The sequence below is a fragment of the Pantoea sp. BL1 genome (genome assembly GCF_000963985.1).
Lineage (GTDB): Bacteria > Pseudomonadota > Gammaproteobacteria > Enterobacterales > Enterobacteriaceae > Pantoea > Pantoea rwandensis_B.
In genome coordinates this window covers 1-17,945 of sequence record NZ_JZRH01000024.1, presented here as the reverse complement: position 1 = coordinate 17,945, position 17,945 = coordinate 1, and the positions used below count along the sequence as shown (strand labels likewise).

17 protein-coding genes and 1 pseudogene are annotated in these 17,945 nt (G+C 51.3%); all 18 read right to left on the bottom strand.

Going from position 1 to position 17,945, the window contains the following annotated elements; translation table 11 throughout:
• Positions 1-15 precede the first annotated feature (15 nt).
• Positions 16-612: pseudogene (locus VH86_RS26125) on the bottom strand (substrate binding domain-containing protein).
• 203 nt (positions 613-815) lie between these two features.
• Positions 816-1,832, bottom strand: coding sequence for a type VI secretion system baseplate subunit TssG (tssG, locus tag VH86_RS13195; protein ID WP_052696606.1), 1,017 nt, complete (start codon positions 1,830-1,832; stop codon positions 816-818).
• A 2-nt stretch (positions 1,833-1,834) separates the two neighbouring features.
• Positions 1,835-3,619, bottom strand: a complete 1,785-nt coding sequence (gene tssF, locus VH86_RS13190; protein ID WP_045833116.1) for a type VI secretion system baseplate subunit TssF — start codon at positions 3,617-3,619, stop codon at positions 1,835-1,837.
• Positions 3,616-4,140, bottom strand: a complete 525-nt coding sequence (gene tssJ, locus VH86_RS13185; RefSeq protein WP_045833115.1) for a type VI secretion system lipoprotein TssJ — start codon at positions 4,138-4,140, stop codon at positions 3,616-3,618. Before tssJ ends, tssF begins: the two co-directional genes overlap by 4 nt.
• The gene (locus tag VH86_RS13180; protein WP_045833114.1) at positions 4,137-7,472 is read right to left on the bottom strand and encodes an ImcF-related family protein; all 3,336 of its coding nucleotides are present in this window, start codon (positions 7,470-7,472) and stop codon (positions 4,137-4,139) included. Before VH86_RS13180 ends, tssJ begins: the two co-directional genes overlap by 4 nt.
• The gene (locus tag VH86_RS13175) at positions 7,453-8,589 is read right to left on the bottom strand and encodes a hypothetical protein (protein ID WP_045833113.1); all 1,137 of its coding nucleotides are present in this window, start codon (positions 8,587-8,589) and stop codon (positions 7,453-7,455) included. Before VH86_RS13175 ends, VH86_RS13180 begins: the two co-directional genes overlap by 20 nt.
• A complete protein-coding gene (locus VH86_RS13170; protein WP_045833112.1) occupies positions 8,586-8,849 on the bottom strand; it encodes a PAAR domain-containing protein in 264 nt (87 codons plus the stop codon). Before VH86_RS13170 ends, VH86_RS13175 begins: the two co-directional genes overlap by 4 nt.
• Positions 8,846-11,158 carry a DUF2235 domain-containing protein gene (locus tag VH86_RS13165; RefSeq protein ID WP_045833111.1) on the bottom strand — a complete coding sequence of 771 codons (2,313 nt, stop codon included), beginning with the start codon at positions 11,156-11,158 and terminating at the stop codon, positions 8,846-8,848. The genes VH86_RS13170 and VH86_RS13165 overlap by 4 nt, the downstream gene beginning before the upstream one ends.
• On the bottom strand, positions 11,143-11,670 hold the full coding sequence (locus VH86_RS13160; RefSeq protein ID WP_045833110.1) for a DUF3304 domain-containing protein: 528 nt from the start codon (positions 11,668-11,670) through the stop codon (positions 11,143-11,145). The genes VH86_RS13165 and VH86_RS13160 overlap by 16 nt, the downstream gene beginning before the upstream one ends.
• A complete protein-coding gene (locus VH86_RS13155) occupies positions 11,667-12,452 on the bottom strand; it encodes a YceK/YidQ family lipoprotein (protein ID WP_045833109.1) in 786 nt (261 codons plus the stop codon). The genes VH86_RS13160 and VH86_RS13155 overlap by 4 nt, the downstream gene beginning before the upstream one ends.
• A gap of 5 nt (positions 12,453-12,457) precedes the next feature.
• On the bottom strand, positions 12,458-12,709 hold the full coding sequence (locus VH86_RS13150) for a hypothetical protein (protein ID WP_045833108.1): 252 nt from the start codon (positions 12,707-12,709) through the stop codon (positions 12,458-12,460).
• On the bottom strand, positions 12,706-15,114 hold the full coding sequence (locus tag VH86_RS13145; RefSeq protein ID WP_045833107.1) for a DUF2235 domain-containing protein: 2,409 nt from the start codon (positions 15,112-15,114) through the stop codon (positions 12,706-12,708). The genes VH86_RS13150 and VH86_RS13145 overlap by 4 nt, the downstream gene beginning before the upstream one ends.
• Positions 15,102-15,647 (bottom strand): DUF3304 domain-containing protein, encoded by a 546-nt coding sequence (locus tag VH86_RS13140; RefSeq protein WP_045833106.1) that lies wholly within the window; start codon positions 15,645-15,647, stop codon positions 15,102-15,104. The genes VH86_RS13145 and VH86_RS13140 overlap by 13 nt, the downstream gene beginning before the upstream one ends.
• Positions 15,635-16,180 (bottom strand): DUF3304 domain-containing protein, encoded by a 546-nt coding sequence (locus VH86_RS25085; RefSeq protein ID WP_156150584.1) that lies wholly within the window; start codon positions 16,178-16,180, stop codon positions 15,635-15,637. The genes VH86_RS13140 and VH86_RS25085 overlap by 13 nt, the downstream gene beginning before the upstream one ends.
• A complete protein-coding gene (locus VH86_RS13135) occupies positions 16,174-16,704 on the bottom strand; it encodes a DUF3304 domain-containing protein (protein WP_082082856.1) in 531 nt (176 codons plus the stop codon). The genes VH86_RS25085 and VH86_RS13135 overlap by 7 nt, the downstream gene beginning before the upstream one ends.
• Positions 16,692-17,234 (bottom strand): DUF3304 domain-containing protein, encoded by a 543-nt coding sequence (locus VH86_RS13130; RefSeq protein WP_082082855.1) that lies wholly within the window; start codon positions 17,232-17,234, stop codon positions 16,692-16,694. The genes VH86_RS13135 and VH86_RS13130 overlap by 13 nt, the downstream gene beginning before the upstream one ends.
• On the bottom strand, positions 17,222-17,764 hold the full coding sequence (locus VH86_RS13125; RefSeq protein WP_082082854.1) for a DUF3304 domain-containing protein: 543 nt from the start codon (positions 17,762-17,764) through the stop codon (positions 17,222-17,224). The genes VH86_RS13130 and VH86_RS13125 overlap by 13 nt, the downstream gene beginning before the upstream one ends.
• Positions 17,752-17,945 (bottom strand): DUF3304 domain-containing protein (locus VH86_RS25500; RefSeq protein ID WP_156150583.1); only part of this gene is annotated, 194 nt, incomplete at its 5' end. The genes VH86_RS13125 and VH86_RS25500, both read right to left, overlap by 13 nt.

Here is a 17,945-nt window from a genome sequence, read left to right as displayed (position 1 = left end):
GTTTTTAGATCAAGTCTACGGCAAATCCTCCCCCAACGTCCCCAGCAAATACTCAACAAAAACCCTTACCTTACTGTTCGCCTTCTGCTTCGTTGCGAACACCGCGCTCACCGGCATCGATCCCACGGCAAACTCCCTTAACACCGGCACCAATGCCCCTGAAGCCAAATCCGGTCCCGCCAGCCAGGCCGGAAATTGCGTAATGCCCAATCCCGCCAGTGCAGCGGCGCGTTGCTGCTCACCATCATTGCTCTGAAACCGGCCTTGAGGCGTCAGCTTAATACACTTACCGTGCTCATCTAAAAACCGCTACGGATGCATGCCGCGCCCGGCATTAAATGCAATGCACTGATGCTCGTTCAGTTCAGCAGAGGAGACGGTCACACCATACTTCGCCAGATAATCCGGGCTCGCCACAGTGATCAGCGGGCTGTCGGCAAGTTTGCGTTGTGTCAGCGAAGAATCCTGCAGTGCGCTGTGGTGGATGGCGACATCAAGATTCATTTCGATCAAATCTACATGCCGCCTGGAGACGGGATTTACAACATTTAGCACAGGATATTGTGCTAGCGGTGCGGGTAGGCTCGGCAGAATATAGAAGCGGTCTATCACGTTCCTTTGCAGGTGTAACAATCACTTGCCGAATAGCAAGCTCATCGCAAGCACTTTAGCGGCGCCCTGCGCGAGAATGATAACGAGATGAGCCCGGAAAACTGCTTAATGCGAAATATATTGTTAGTCAGAACCCGCACTCACAAATCATCAATTTATGAGATATCACCTATTACTCGCTTCAGACCCCAATCAAGCAAGTGCTAAGACCTGATTCTCCCCACTTTGATGCGGGTCCTTTGAGGCATCTCATCCGGATTATCTTCACGCAGCCCCAGCATTATGTTGTACCCGCAATAAAGCCCCATATCACCCAATCTGGGCACTGGCAGTAATCGGGTAGGCAGAGTCAGCCAGAACCGCAAATCATAATCACAGCCCAGATAGGTGCGCAGCAGCGCCATCACGTCTTCGCGAAGTTTCCCGTCAGGCATCCAGCCTTTCGCTTCTTCGGGGTCATCGGTGGAAAGCTCGATCCGCGAACAATAATCAGCCACGCGAGTTTCATCGCCCAGTATTGGATTTTGATCGAGCGTTAGGCCGCCACGCAGTGAGAGCCTGGCGCGTTTTGCCACCGGCATCGTCACTGGATGGTGGGCGAAAACTTCAACTTTTGTGTGCGGTGCCTGGCTGTTGATCACCGCAGCGAGACCTTCAGCGGTGTGCGTGGTATGCAGCAGAGGTTTCAGTATTGCCAATAGGCGTGATGAAGGTTGATCGCCACTATGGGTGATGCCGGTCAGGGCCATCAAACTTTGCGACACCGTATCGGTTCCGCCCGGCTCAAAGGTGGCCGGATAGCTATATTTGCGCCAGATGCGGTAAAACTGCGTCATCAATCGATGATTAAAAATATCCAGAAACGCTGCCATCGCATCTGCACCTTCGCGGCCCTGATTGATATCGTCAATGATGCTCGTCGGCAGTGGCGAATCTACGCCGTATAAGCCGAAGAAGTTGGTTCTGACCGTCGGCGCGGCATCCGGATTGTCAGCACAAGTTTCCGTGCGTTTCAACTCCCCGGCGGGAAAGCCCAGATGCGGGTTGGGGCGAAAGCGCACTGGATCACCCTCCGGCGTGCGGCCCGTGCCGAGGCGGCTGTCGGTCGTCTGCTCCAGCAACTGGCAGAATCGATAAAAGTTAAACCGCGCCGTCTGGTCACGGCCTTTATCGTCAAGCCAGAACGGTGGCAGCGGCTGGCTGTTTTTTTTGTTTTCCATGCTCACATCAGCACCCTGTCAATACGTCGCTCCGGCCAGGCCCATTCGGTGCCCGAAGCGGTCAGTAATACCGTAAGCTGGGTAAAGCGCAACACGCTGGCGTACTGCGTCAGGAACTGCTCCAGCAGTTCGCAGAACATGCGGGCATCACCGATTCCGCTGAACTGCGTTTCATCAAGCGCCACACGGATGCGCACGCCGTGCCAGTGATACGACGAGTTATAGTCCTGACACCAGCTAACGTGGCGGATACCGCTGATGCGGCGGCGGTTATTTTCGTCATCGCTCCAGTTGAATAACGCCAGCACGGCCCTGAGGTTTGCAGCATCATTTATCATCTGGCTCAGAGCACGTGGGTGCAGTAGCGACATCAGGTGCCACTGATACAGCTGTTTGGTTGGCGGGTAATAGGGCATGGAAGGTGGCTGACGGGTTTTGCACTGCAGCGCCAGATTGCCGGTGACCGCGCTTCCATCAAATACCGATTTCTCCAGCGCCATGCGCGGATAGTTACCGTTGGTGCAGGTAATGTTCATAAACAGCGTAGCATCATCTTCTCCCCGATCCGCCTCACTCGCATCCCCGCCTAGCATCAGCAGGGTTTCATAGAGACCACTGACGCCACGCCAGATGCGCGTATGAAAATAACGCTCCGGCCACGACGCTTTGCGCTGCAACATACCGCCTTTTTGCCTGAAGTGTCGGTACGGCACATAGCGCCGCTTATCCAGCGTTTCGCTGGCGGCAACCTCATCCACGCTGTAGATCTCAGTATGCTGATCGCGCAGTCGGTGAGGGCGCAGACGGTAGTCGAGCACAGCAGGTTTCACCTTCAGCGGTTCTGCGTTCAACGTAAACAGGTTAATCACCGGAACGCAGTGAATACGCAGCGCGTCTTCCGGTAACGAAATATCGCGTGGAAGCGGCTGGCTGAGATGAATATCGAGAATTGCTTGCCGACAGCTTTCACTGAAAGGAAGCGTTTCGAGTCCAGTAAGAGTAAAGAAGGCGTAGCGAGCCGGGAAACTGAAGTATTCCAGCAGTGGACGAACTTCGCCGCAGAGTGCCGGGCTATCGCTTTCAGGCCAGACTGACCGCCAGTGCAGCTGCCAGCGGGCGCTAATGCCACCATGAAATGGCTGCGGATCGTGGTTATCACTCTGCGGCAGACGAACAGTGATGTTGCGCAGATGGCGGGTGAGCACATGGTATAGCAGCGACTGAACAGGGCGATCCCCGTGAATATAAAGCGGAATATCGCTGAGATCGATCTGGCTCGGATCGGCCTGAGGGCTGAGTGTAAACCGCAGGGAGATCATCTGGTGCCCGTCAGGATGAAACGATGTGGCGACATGGCCTAACATCAATGGATGTAATTTCAATACATCAGTGGTGCGATAAGGGCAGCGCAGGCCAGAGATATCCATCGGGCGTGTCAGCAGTGCAGTGCCTTCCGGCACCACCTCATCACGTACCTGAGCGACCACATCGGGTGTCAGTTCTACCACTGACATAGATGGCAGCGTGCGATTCACCACCGGCAGCAGATGCCCGAGCAGTGGCTCTGTCAGTTCCGGAATATCGTCATCAATTTTGCGGCGCATCTGCGCCATCATCAGTGAAAAGCCCTGGAACAACTGTTCCACCGACTCATCCATCTTCAGAGACATTCCGTCCAACCCCAATCGCCGTCCCGCTTCCGGATATTGTCCGGCAAACTCCTGCGACGCTTCCTTCAGATAACGCATTTCGCTGTCGAAATACTTCAGAAAATCATGATCTTTCATTTCTGCTCCGGTAACAGGCTCAGGGTGTTATCCCTCACTTCAATCGTGCGCGGGGAGTCCGGATCAAGCTCCTCGCGGCTCAGTACTCGTTTCCATGTGCCGCGCTCCCTGTCAGGCTGGCGGAACAGGCCCAGAACCGCGACGAACTGCGCCTGCTTTTCCATTGGCATATCCAGGCTAACGCTCTGCCCCGGCGTAATGCTGAGCTGTCGCTGTGCGACCAATGTTTCTTTCAACACCAGGTCTGGCTGCGTCAGCAGGCTGTTGTATTCGGCGTTATCGATGATTTGGCGGTCTGAGAGCTGCAGCACAACCAGACGCAGCGGCATCGATTGTTGAGCATCATCCTGATTGATGGCGGCACGAGCAGTGAAGGTCAGATGTAACGTTTCCACATGACGAAAAAATATCGCTTTGGCCACACTTGCCGTGCCCTGTTTGGTTTTTTGCCACGCACCGCAACTGCTCAGCAGCAGGGCTGTGAAGCAAATTAATAAGATATAGGTGAGGCGTGAGATCATTCTGCACCTCCCGACAAAGCAGCATCATTAGTCGGACCAGAAACGAATATTCTTGCGGGCAGGCTGAAACCGCGCAGATCGAGCAACGCCAGCGGGCCGTTACCCAGTTCCGTGCGTATCTGATAGTTAAGCGACAGGCCATCCGGCGTCGGCCAGACTACGCGATACATGTTGCTACCCAGCTCAGTGATCCGAGCTTTACCTAACAGGCGGATCAGCCCCCAGCTTCCGGGATGATCGGCGTAAATACGGGTTCCGGCACTGGCGCTGCGCCAGGTCAGTATGGTTTGTGGCTGCCAGCGGTTATCCGGCCAGTTCAGCATCTGCCAGCTCTCTTCCTGATTGAAATATTGCAGCTTCTGCCTGTCTATCGTCAGTTCAGATTCCACTACGCCACGCGAAGGTTTTGCCATCATCTGGAAATGTAGCTCCACATCGCCCCTGACAAATACCGCGTTTGCGATGCGGCTCAGCTTGTTAAGTGCCGCCAGAAAGGCTGGATCAAAAGTCAGTCCCTGGCTGTTCATCGCATCCGGTATCCAACGATCCCCTTCCAGACGTATCAGGCCGCCTAAACGGCCATTGACGAACTGCGCAACGCGTCCGGTGTCGGTGCGCATAAACTGCGCCAGATGCGGCAAGGAGACATCGCTCTGCCGGTTGGTGAACGGATAGCGATCGGCAAAGGCTTTGTTCCAGGGCGTAACAATATCGTTCTGCCACTGGTTGTTAATGCTTTCTGCCGTTGGACTTAACACCTGTTCCCAGGCCTGCACCATCGGTTCTACAAATACCGCCTGACCAAAGCCACTCCATTCCTGGCCGAGGCTGGCGGCAATCAGGCTGCCATAATCGCGGGTATCGGTGAGATCGACGGCTTTACCCTGAAACACCGTCAGCGCCAGCGACTGCATCATGGCCTGGGGATCCGGTGCGTTAGTCACCTGCTGCAGGCGCAGGCGAACGCGGGTGATGCGGGTCAGAAAGGTTTGCAGGCTGAGGCTCTCTTTCGCTGCCGCATTCGTATCGGTTAGTGACAGCAGCGGGCCAAAGGTGGCATCCATCGGCCCTTTGGCAATCTGCGATGGATTAATGGCACTGGTTTTATCGCTACTGAGCAAATTCTTCGCCGAACTTACCAATGAATCGGTCAGATTGCCGCCTGTTTGCCCGGTTCGGCCCTGAACGTTAAGGGTATTGATTAGCGCGATCAGCGGCGACTGGCGTGCATCGGCCAGCAGCGACAACTGTTCGATAGATTCCGACAGGCTTTCAGCACGCTGCCATTGCAGGCTGTTGAGAAACTTCAGCCAGGCTGCGGCGTAATCAGAGAAATAGCGCTCTGTCAGGCGTGCCTGCAACATTTCGGGGGAAACATCATCGTTGCGGGTGGGTTTGCTGTCGCTCAGTACCCAATCAATTTCGTCACGCCGAATCTTAGCCGCTTGCTCAATGGCGGGTTGAACATCTTCTTCCCATGCCTTGCGCGTGAATACACCGGGCACGGTTTCATCCGTGGTGAACAGCATGCTGCTGTCGGTGCCACTGACCATCTCACTGAGCGTCATATCGGCATAGTCGCGCGATACCTGCTCAATCAGCTTCTGGTAGCGGGTGGATTCGGCATTGCTGGCCCCAATCTGGCGCAACAGCGCCGAGCGCATGCTGCTGACCAACCGCATATCCGGTTCGATTCGCGACGCTGGATGCGCTGGCAGATTGCTCATCATAAAGGCCAGCATATCGCCGCCCTGATTGCGCCAGCTGGCATCATTAATGCCGCTGCGCAGCTGCCAGATCTTCATCAGCGTGCTGCTGAAAAATGCCGGATCCGATTTGTCAGGATGGGCCAGCATCAGATACGCCTTCAGCAGGTCATACATGCTTTTAGCATCATCCGATCGCAGCGGGCTATCCGGTGGCAGGTTACGCCAGCCGGTCATCAGGGTGGTCAGGCGCTGCACAGAGGCATCACGCAACAGCGGCATGGCTGCTTTTTGCCACTGCGGCCATAGCGCGTTGAGTAATGTATCGTTCTGGCTGAGGCCAAAGCGCATATACCAGGGCGCACCATATCGTTGCCGGTATTGCAGCCGCTCGATCTCTTTCTGCAATTCCCGCAGCGCGAAAAGCTGCTCTCGCAGAGGCTGGCGGGTATCCGTGGCAGCGGCTGCGAGCTTCTGGTCGGTCTGAATCAGGCGATAATTGGCAATCCAGGCAACAACTAAGCAAGCCATCCACGCTGTCAGCAGGCAGGAGAAAACCATCAGTCCCGTTTTTCGCCATGACGCCCCATTGGTGACAGGTTTGCGCCAGCGCTGTGCCAGTAGATCGCGCCAGGCTTTTCCGGGTTGCCAGGCGTGGCGCAGGGAAGCGCTTCCGGCAGTCAGCGGCTGGCTGAGCACGACGCCTGCCAGCGGCAGCGCCCGTGCGCCTTCGCCAAGTTGTGACAATGTTTTTGTCAGTCGATTGATGCCGCCACTGCGTAGCATCTGCGCCAGTTCCAGCAGAAAACTGTGCTGACGCTGATGATCGATTTGCTGCATACCGCGCTCAACCAACTGATGTTCCAGCGCGTTTAGCGAGTGGCGATAATCTTCTGTCGACTCACCAGGCGCAATTATAAAGCCCACACCCTGTTCGGGCGAACCCGGTTGCGAGGGGGTATGAACCTCCCACAGCCACAGCGGGATATCCTGGCCCAGCAAGCGATAGCGTTTCTGCATCTGCCGCGCCGTGGTATCCAGCAAATCCTGCTCTATTTCCGCTTCTGCGCTCACGACCCAGATGACGGCATCCGCCAGTTGTCGGCGAGTTTTACGCAGCGCTTTAAGCTCAGAGGGAACGGGCTCATCCTGTGGATTACCGTGCCAGATAAGCAACGTATTGTGTCCTTCCAGCCAGTACTGAGTTGTCAGGCCGGGAATGCTTTGCTCAACCAGATGCTCATCGCCAACCACCAGCAGGATGCGCACCCGGCTGCGCCAGCGCCATCGATACTGGTAACGCATCTGCGTGATGATGTCCTGCACCCGCTGATTATCAGTTGGGCGCTGTTTCCGGGAACTCGTTGCGCCAGTCACTTCGCGGGCGTTGAGGCGCACCAATCCCCGCCAGGCGAGAATAAACAACGGACAGAACCACACCATCGCCAGCCAGACAATGAGTGACCAAAAGGCAATCTGGCTCGGCAGCGCTTCAGGTAAATCAAGGCTGCGACCAATAAAGTAATAAAGCCCGGCGCCGATCAACACCAGCAAGGTGATGGCAATGAGATAGCCACAAACCAGCCAGAACAGCGAGTGCCGGGGATTAGTGAGGGAGGTTTCCATGGGGAACGCAAACTCCTGTAATGTATTGAGATTCCATATCTGAGGCGATCCAGCCGCAGGATTGACCGTTTAGCGCTGAAAGCAGCGCCAGCGATCGTAATGTGTAAGGCGTGACTTCTCCGGCATTGCCGAGCCATGCGGCAAGCACATGCTCCAGCGCCGACCAGCCGCCATCTATCAGTGCTGTCATAGCCGGTGTGTCTGCAGCAATCACCCGATCCGGCACATCAGCCAGCCCGGCATAGAGGGTGAGTTGCATTACTGCTTGTGCGGCTATTCCAGCCTGAGTCTGTTGCCAGCTTTCTGACCGGTGCAGCAAGGCGGTTCCCTGCGCAGAGCAGATCCAGGCAAAGGCGGCTTCGCCAGTAATATTGATGTCAGCCTGCTGACCTTCACCGCTTCCGGCACACAGCAACAATGATGAAGGTGATTCAGCGATAAGATTTATCAGGCTGTCTGTACCAGTACGTGCTTCGAAGCTGAGGGTTTCGTCAGGCAGAACAACGCCTTCACGCCGCAACGTTTCACGAAAGGGAGACAGGCCAGCATCATCGCCCAGCCAGCAGAAGTGCGTGAAAAGACGCGTTTCGCTGGTCTGACGCAGATGCGCCACCAGGCGGTGAGCCAGATACGCCGCGAGCATTGCCGGGCGATTGCCGATGCCATTCAGCACCAGCGGGCAACGAAGCGCCGCGTTTCCACTGGCGTCCATCACAGGTTTCGGTGCATCTGAAGGCCGGGATAGCAGCGCCAGATGTTCGGCAACATCCTCTCCGGCCGGCGTCACCAGCAGCACGGCTTCAACCTGTAGCGCCTGACTGCGCTTACGCCACCACGTCTCCGTCGCCTGCGAGGTTTCCGCATAATGCGTTGCGCTGTTATCCATACCCTGCAGCCACACCAGCCAGCGCAGTGCTACGACAAGCGACCAGCAGAGAAGCGGCAGAACTAATGCGCCAAACCAGAAGAGCGGCACACGGGTTGGCTTGCCTTCCGGCCACAGCATAATCGTTACTATCGCCGAGAAAAATAGCAGTACAGGTAACGCGATCCACCAGCGTCGCCAGCGCACAGCAGGAATTGCAGCATAGTCAGGCCAGACGGGAGGGTGATTCATCCGCATACATCCATATCCGGCAGCGAGCTAACCAGCGTGCAACCGCAGGCGCATTTGTGACCATCCAGCGCTACCGGTTTACCGTTTACCGTGCTGCCGGATGCTCCCTGAATGATGCTGGTCATGCCATGCTGGTTACACTTCGCTTTGTCGTCCACACAAGCGACTGGTTTACCAAAAGCATCATAACTGCCGGTAAGCACTTCGCCGCCGTGCGGTTTCAGGGTATCGCCAACGCGCACCAGTTTTTTAAGCGTCATACCACTCGCGCTCCCGATGATTTCAGCATATCGACGGCAGAGGCCATCATGGCCTGATGCTGCTCGCTAACCACATTGGTGCGTGCCAGAGCAACGGCGGTACCTGGTTGGGTCGTTACCTCTGGTGGAGTAAGTGTCTGAACGACACCGTTCGCCATATCTTTGACTTTATAAGTCACGTTGTTATAAGCGGTTTTCGGCTCGATAAAATAGATGACGTTATTCGAGGTTGGCGCGGCATTGATGACTTTGCCTTCGACGGATATCAGGCGAAGGTTTTTATTGGTCTGGTTGCCACAATAAATCATGCGATAGCGGAAATAACCGCCCCAGGGTTCACGTCCCCCCAGCGCACTTTGCATAAACCAGGCGCGGGAATCGTGAATTTGTTCATCATACAGGGCTAATAAGTCAGCGCGTGGTTGAGTACGAATGCCGGTGCCCAGCTTATCGATAAACAATTGCGGATAACGGCGATCGCCATCGGCTTTCATTTGCGCGTATTCCGCGTCTTCATCGTCACCGTTGATCAGGAAGATGGCGTGCTTGGGGATCACATCCAGAACGATCTGCGCGGTCTTATCTATCCAGCCACCATTGATGTCTCGCCGCCACAGTTTATAATCGTGCTGGAATTCACGAGCAGCTTCGCGGAGCTGATATTGTGCGTTAGTAGGATCAAGATCGGGTTTACCCTGCAAACTTTCGTCCAGCGGCAAGCGACTCTTTTTAGCCTCTGCTCGCCGTGACTTAAGCTTTTCTACTGCCGCTTTGTGGTCTTCCGCTTCTTTTTTTAGTCCTTCAGGAGTTAGCTGGGGTGCCTGGTTAAAGAAACTGTTGGCGAATTGTGCGCCCTGAGGAAGCATACTGCCGTGAGCGTAGCGGCCGATGCGCCATGCGGTGATCCAGCCAATCTGATCGATCAGTGCGCTTTCAAGTGTCTGGGAAAGTTGAAAGGCGCGATAGCCTTCTGAATTATCTCCCGTCTCCTCGCTGCCTTGCAGAGTGGTGTTGAGCAGGGTTTGACGCCAGATGTTAAAGCGTTTAATCAATCGCTCATCTACAGTAAATTCTTGAACACTTGAAAGTAGCATTACTCTGGAAGGCGAAATATCTTTGATTAATGGTGTGATGAATTCGGAAGGTATAGCTAAAGGGGCACCTGCATCAAAAGCCGTTGCATACAAATCGTGAAGAACGATTTGCGATAAAATTTCACCCGTGCCGTTACATGATTTCCCCTGGTCTCCAGGAGGATAACCGCCACCAACGTCGGAGTGCATCCCAGGATAGATGACCTCCTGAGTGTTCGCTGGGTAACTGCCATCAGGGCGACGAACGGAGTCAAGAGGGAAACATAAGCGCTGTTCGTGCGCAGCAACAAAATGCCGACAACACTTAACCAATCCTGGGAATTTACGTTCATCAGGTAATTGTTGGCTATTATCCGCCCAGCCCATATGACCTGCGGCCCCCGGCAAAATGTGAGCAGCACCAACAGATGCCACCGTATCCAGTAACCCCAGAAACTCAATGCTGATCGGTAAACCAGCAAGTTTAAGATGTTCGTTTTTTAATTTGGGATCGGGTATCTGGGTTAACCAGTTAACAAAAGTTCTCGCCTCGGCAGCCCCACGGGAAAATCCGTAGATAAACAACTTAATACCCAGAAGATGGGGCTGTTGGGTTTGCGCTGCCTGGCTTTCCAGGGCATTTAACAAGGGGGTAATCGCATTACGTCGATTCACCTCCCCAGAAAAAGCTCCGCGAACCTGCATACTGGGCAGCATTCCTTTCGACACACTATCGTCAAGCCGTTTAGCCCCTTTAGTCGTTGCGTAAGTAAGCGCATCCACCAGCATCAGCAGAGCCCAGTTAATCCGATCTTCTCCGCCCGCTGCGAAGGCCAGACCATCATTGCTGTAATCCATTTCACCAATTTTAGGGAAGGGGGTTCCAACACCCGGAATGTAATACGCGAAATACCCTTCGGGTTCTGCTGTTTTGGCATATGTAGCATGAAATAATTTAGCAATATTGGTTGGATGAGGCGGCTTTGCAACACGCGTATCGTTCTCTTCATTATTTCCCGTACCATCGAAAAATAAGCTGATATGTAGACTTCTACAGCAAGGGATGATGCCTTTCTTCCCGGTTTCTTCAGCCAGACTGGCCCGGTAATCAATTTCTTCGCGAATCTGCTTTTTATAATTGGCATTAACTTGCGCTTCGCTTATCGGCAAGCGACCACTGTCAGGGAACAGTGGTGGTGCAAAACAAGGCAGCGCTAAATTCATTTCACGGGACATGTCGCAGGCTCCTTCATATTAAGAGGCTCTTTAATCGGGTTGCCCGATGTACCGTATCCAGAGCATGCTGTTGTTACCTTCACCTGATTACAAGGCAGAAAATGCACCGTTAGGCCGCAGCGCTCCTTGCCATACTGCGGAATATCAACGATGGCACTATGTTGCTGGTATTTGGCTGCATGGCGGGCATAAGCCTCTTCTTCATATCCAAAACCCTTTTTCTTCATGGGTATAGTTTCATTTGGATTGGGATCAACTTCCCACTTAATCCGAGCTTTCAATTCTGGCGTCCATTTTTCAGGAAGCATGATGCAGCAAGAATTACCAGTCAGCGTCCCTCCATAACCATTAACTGAAAAGGCATTAACACCACTGTCAGCCATATGGTTAATACCGCTCAAGTTTCCGGCTGTATAGCCGTCATCACCGCTTGCCTGCGAGCAACCTGAAAGTATTGAAGTAACTATAAAAAACAATCCTTTATTCAAGCAATTGGATGTTTTCTTTTTCATTTCCAAGCTCCTTCCATCATTAGCGTTATCTGTCCAGAAGCAGAACACTGAGAACGTTCGGATAATGACTGTAATTGCTGGAAAACATTCTGTATGGCTTTTTTATGAATAAAATCGTAGTTATAAAAATCAGAATCATAATTAACCAGCATGACTCGATTACAAGGAAAAAATATTGCGATGACACTTGCGGCTTTAAGTAGAGAGTCATCGGGAGTATATGATTCAGTGATGTTACTGCTATCCGTCGACTCTGTTTGTAGAAGCCTTGTTCCAACATCCCAGCTAATCGTCACAGGTTCTGGGGGAATAGATGGATTATCCTTTGTCATCAGAGATGCTTTATCAAGTTTTCCCGATACGCTACCAGCCTGAGGAATAATACTACTTCGGGATTGAATAAGTATTTCTCCAGTGCTTTTTTTTCGAATAGCATAATCAACGTCTGGTTGACCCGTCATATTGACGGCAAAAACTGGGACATAATTTGTCGAGGGTTGTTTATAAACTTTAGGCGAATTGCTGATGGCTAGATCGACAGGTAACAAAAGTGTATCGATTACTGCATCAAAGGGCATCGAAATAACTGAGAAAACTGGTAAAACTCCGGCACTAAATAACCACATGAATGCATTGGTGGTATTGTTTATATCGGTATCAACTCCGCGATAGATCTTCTCATTACTTTTGCCGCGCAACAATGTCCCGCATCCAACTAGCTGCACAAACAAAATTGCGCAGATTAACTGCTTGCTCAACGTGCTAAATGTCCATTTTTTCATTTACTTTATTCCTTATAGTCCAGAAGATTGCCTATATATCCCGCCCGGCTTGCTCTGATAGCTATTACCAAGCATTGTGCAAAGTATTCCTCACGTGAGGGAACCAAAGTTGCCTGTTCCTTCATCAATATCTCGGCATCACTGATACATCCCATCAGCTCAACCTGTGCATCACTGATGCGACTCATCTCCGGGGCATCAGCAAGTTGTCGATCCGGTGTCCAGCTTCCGGTTTTCCACACCGCCTTGAGCGTCATACCACCTTCGCCCTTGATGATTTCAGGATGTCGAGGGCAGAGGTCATCATGGACTGGTGCTGCGCAGCCACCATCTGTTGACTCGCCTGAGTGACTAATGCGCCTGGTTCACGAGTGGGTTGCAACAGTGCAGCAGTACCATCCTGAGGGGGAACAGCCTTGCCAGTTGCATTGTCAATAATCGTCCAGAATGGAAGTGGTTTTTCCACCCGGTTATCAGGGAGAAGATTCTGTATGTCTGTCTTCGATGTGCCGGGAGCATACAGCGCATTGTTTTTAACGCGATAGGGCGCTCGAACCTGCGTTACGGGGACGCCAATGAGTTGTTGATTAATTGAGAACAGATACTGATCTTTATTGCTCTCGCTACCGTAATAAATGGAACGGTAGAAGAAATAGCTGCCCCATGGCTCACGCGTGCCAAGCGCATAATGCATAAACCAGGCTCGAGAATCATGGATCTGGTCATCGAACAGCGCGACCACCAGCGCCATATTAGCATCCGTTGTCACCGTGCCCTGTTTGGATGAGAACAAGCGGTGATAGAGCGCGTCGCCATCCTGCTTAATCTCGCGGTATGCGAGCGCTTCATCATCGGTATTCAGCATCCAGACAATGCCTTTCGGGATTTCATTGAGAGTAAATTCGCTCCAGCTCTGTGGCCGCCTTTTACCCAGATAGTCGCTTTTGAATTCGTCAGCGGCTTCCTGCAACTGCTGTTTATCAATCAACGGTTCGAAGTCGGGCGGACCTGGTTGATTCAACATGCCATCAGCCCCTTTCAAAGCAGGATTCAGTTTGGCCGCTCGGCGTAAATACTCAATTTTTTCAATCTTTTCATCATGTGCTTTCTTAATCTGAGTCAGCATTTCTTTCGAATGCTGCTTGGCTTCCAGATAAAAGGGCTGGCTGGCATAGCTGCTATTCGCATAACGACCAATACGCCATGCGGTGATCAGGCCAATCTGATCGGCAACGGCGTGATCGAGTGATTGGGACAGAAGATGTGGTGTATATCCGTCTGACACAAGGCATTGCTGGCCGATATCAGTTTCATCATTTAAATCTTTTTCGGACAGGATGGTTTGTCGCCAGGCATTGAAGCGCTGTATCAATGAGATGCTGACTGCAAATTCTTTATTAGTATCTGAAGACATTACGCGTGATGGTTTTTTTTGAAGTAAATCGTCAGAAATTGATTCTTCAGGAACGGTCAAAGGTGCTCCGGCAGAAAAAGCAGCAGCATAAAGATCGTGCAAAATAATCTGTGATAACAGATTCCCTGGATAGTTGGGATCAGCACTTTCTTTGCCCGCAAGGCCTTTACCTTGATCGCCTTGCGGATAACCGCCGCCAATATCGGAATGCATGCCTGGATAGATAACCTCCTGCGTTGCTGGCGGGTATCCACCGCCCGGACGGCACACGGAATCAAGAGGGAAGCAAAGTCGCTGCTCATGCGCTGCAACAAAATGGCGGCAGCATTTGATCAGATTGGGGAAACGTGTTTCACTAGGCAGCAACTGGGTGTTATTCGCCCATCCCATATGCCCATCAACTAATGGTGCAACGTGGGCAATACCCACGGAAGGCACGGTATCCAGCAGGCCCAAAAACTCAATGCTTAACGGGATGCCAAGTATGGCTTGTTCTGGCTTATCAGCTCCTTTTGGCGTTTCAAGCAGTCCGGTAAGCCAGTTAACAAAGGTGCGTGCTTCTGCTGCACCTCGGGAGAAGCCATATATAAAGAGTTTAATCTTAAGTAACTTCGGTTTGCCCGTCGCAACCTTCGAGCGGATTTCACTATTCAGAAATGAATAGAAAGCAGCTTTACGGCTTTCGGGATTATCAAAAGGCCAGTCAGCTGCCATCCGTGAAATTTTGCTCTTAGCTTTAGCAGGAGAAAGACGTTTCTGGCCTTTAGTTGAGGCATACATAACGGCATCAGCTAGCATCAGTAGCGCCCAGTTAATTCTGGCTTCACCACCGGTCGCATAGGCCAGGCCAGCACCGCTGTAATTCATTTCCCCGATTTCTGGAAACGCAGTACCAACACCAGGCATGTAATAGGCGAAATAGCCATCATCTTCAGCAGTGACTGGATATGTTGCATGAAACAACTTAGCGATATTGGTCGGGTGCGTTGGGCTGGCATGATGGGTATCATTATCTTCGTTATTACCTGTGCCGTCGAAAAAGAAACTGATGTGAAGACTTTGCGAACAGGTGAAACCGGCTCCATTGCGTCGCTCAGTCTGCACATTAAACTGATTTAAATATTGTTCTTCTTCCTGTTTCTGCAGAAGGTAATTGTCAATTACCGCTTGTTGAGAAGTCGGTAAACGGCCATTGTCAGGAAAAAGAGGAGGAGCCCATACCGCTGCTCTGATTTTTACTTGGGACATGTCGCTGGCTCCTGCATATCAATGGGCTCTTTAATCGGATAATTAGGAAGCTCAGGCGCAAGGCAAGATGTGGTAACTTTCACCTGATGACAAGTTAAAAGATGTACGGTTAAACCACATGCTCCTTCATATTCAGGGATTGTGACATCAGCACTGTACTGACGATATTTTGCTTTATGTTCAGCATAAGCTTCTTGGTCGTATCCGAACCCTTCTTTTCTCATGGGGATTTTTTCATGAGGATTAGGATCGACTTCCCATTCAATATGAGCCATCAGTCCCGGACGCCATTTATTTGGCAGCATAATGCAACAATAGCCGCCACCTGTACCGGGTACGCGATAACCATTCACAGAGATCCAATTAATATCTTGCCCAGTAACATGGTTTATCGCACCCAGATTCCCGGCACTTGATTCACCCGCATTTGACTGATCGCAGCCCACTAAAATCACCAGGCTGCAAATTACAGCTAATCGGATAAACTTTAGTAACGCACAGGGCACGTCAACCTTGATGTTTATTTTTCGCATGTCGCTGGCTCCTGCATATCACTGGGATCTTTAATCGGATAATTAGGAAGCTCAGGCGCAAGACAAGATGTGGTAACTTTCACCTGATGGCAAGTTAAAAGATGTACGGTTAAACCACATGCTCCTTCATATTCAGGGATTGGTACATCAGCACTGTACCGACGATATTTGGCCTCATGCTCTGCCAAAGCTTTGGGCTCAAAACCCACCCCTTTTGTCAATCGTGGAATTTTTTCATGAGGATTAGGATCGACTTCCCATTCAATATGAGTCATCAATCCCGAACGCCATTTATTTGGCAGCATAATGCAACAATAGCCGCCACCTGTACCGGGTACGTGATAACCATTCACAGAGAACCAATTAATATCTTGCCCAGCAACATGGTTTATTGCACCCAGATTCCCGGCACTTGATTCACCTGCATTTGACTGATCGCAGCCCACTAAAATCATCAGGCTGCTAAATACAGCTAATCGGATAAATTTTAGGAATGCACAGGGCACGCCAACATTGATATTTATTTTTAGCATGTCGCTGGCTCCGGCATATCAGTGGGCTCTTTAATCGGGTATGTATCCGCACCATAGCTGGCTATGCCTGCATAAACTTTGACCTGACGGCAGGGCAGGAAATGTACGTTAATTCCTCCACTTTCATCGTATTCTGGAATTGGTACATCAGCACTGTACTGACGATATTTTTCTTTATGTTCAGCATAAGCCTTGTTGTAGGCCGTTGTTCCTAGAGGGGGCAAACGAGCATCAGGATTAGGATCGATTTCCCACTCAATATGAGCCATCAGTCCGGGACGCCACTTATCCGGAATCATTACGCAGCAGGTATTGCCTGTTAACGTTGCGCGATAACCATTGACGGTGAACCAATTAACATTCTGGTTGGCGACATGGTTATATCCTCTTATATTCCCGGCACTCGATTCTCCAGCGTTAGATTGGTCACAGCCCACTAAAATCATCAGGCTGCTAAATGCAGCTAATCGGATAAATTTTAGGAATACATAGGGCGCGCCAACCTTGATATTTATTTTTCGCATGTCGCTGGCTCCTGCATATCAGTGGGTTCTTTGATCGGGTATGTATCCGCACCATAGCTGGTTATCCCGGCATAAACTTTGACCTGACGGCAGGGCAGAAAATGTACGTTCATTCCGCCGCTTTTATCATACTCAGGGATGAGAACATCAGTACTGTAATGGCGGTATTTAGCTTTATGTTGCGCATAAGCTTCTTGGTCGTATCCGAACCCTTCTTTTCTCATGGGAATTTTTTCATGCGGATTAGGATCAACTTCCCACTCAATATGAGCCATTAGTCCTGGACGCCACTTATTAGGAATCATCACGCAGCAGGTATTGCCTGTTAACGTTGCGCGATAACCATTGACGGCGAACCAATTAACATTCTGGTTGGCGACATGGTTATATCCTCTTATATTCCCGGTGCTCGATTCTCCAGCGTTAGATTGGTCACAGCCCACTAAAATCATCAGGCTGCTAAATGCAGCTAATCGGATAAATTTTAGGAATACATAGGGCGCGCCAACCTTGATATTTATTTTTCGCATGTCGCTGGCTCCTGCATATCAGTGGGCTCTTTAATCGGGTATGTATCCGCACCATAGCTGGCAATGCCAGCATTGACCTTGACCTGATGGCAGGGCAGGAAATGTACGTTCATTCCTCCACTTTCATCGTATTCTGGAATTGGGACATCAGCACTGTACCGACGATATTTGGCCTCATGCTCTGCCAGGGCTTTGGGCTCAAAACCTACCCCTTTTGTCAATCGTGGAATTTTTTCATGAGGATTAGGATCGACTTCCCATTCAATATGAGCCATCAACCCAAGACGCCACTTATTTGGAATCATCACGCAACAGGTATTGCCTGCTAACGTTGCGCGATAGCCATTGACGGTGAACCAATTAACATGTTGGTTGGCGACATGGTTATATCCTCTTATATTTCCGGCACTTGATTCACCTGTATTTGACTGATCGCAGCCCACTAAAATCATCAGGCTGCTAAATGCAGCTAATTGGATAAATTTTAGGAATACACAGTGCACGCCAAGCTTGATATTTATTTTTCGCATGTCGCTGGCTCCTGCATATCAGTAGGCTCTTTAATCGGATAATTAGGAAGCTCAGGAGCAAGGCAAGATGTGGTAACTTTCACCTGATGGCAAGTTAAAAGATGTACGGTTAAACCACATGCCCCTTCATATTCAGGGATTGGGGCATCAGCACTGTACTCACGATATTTTGCTTTATGTT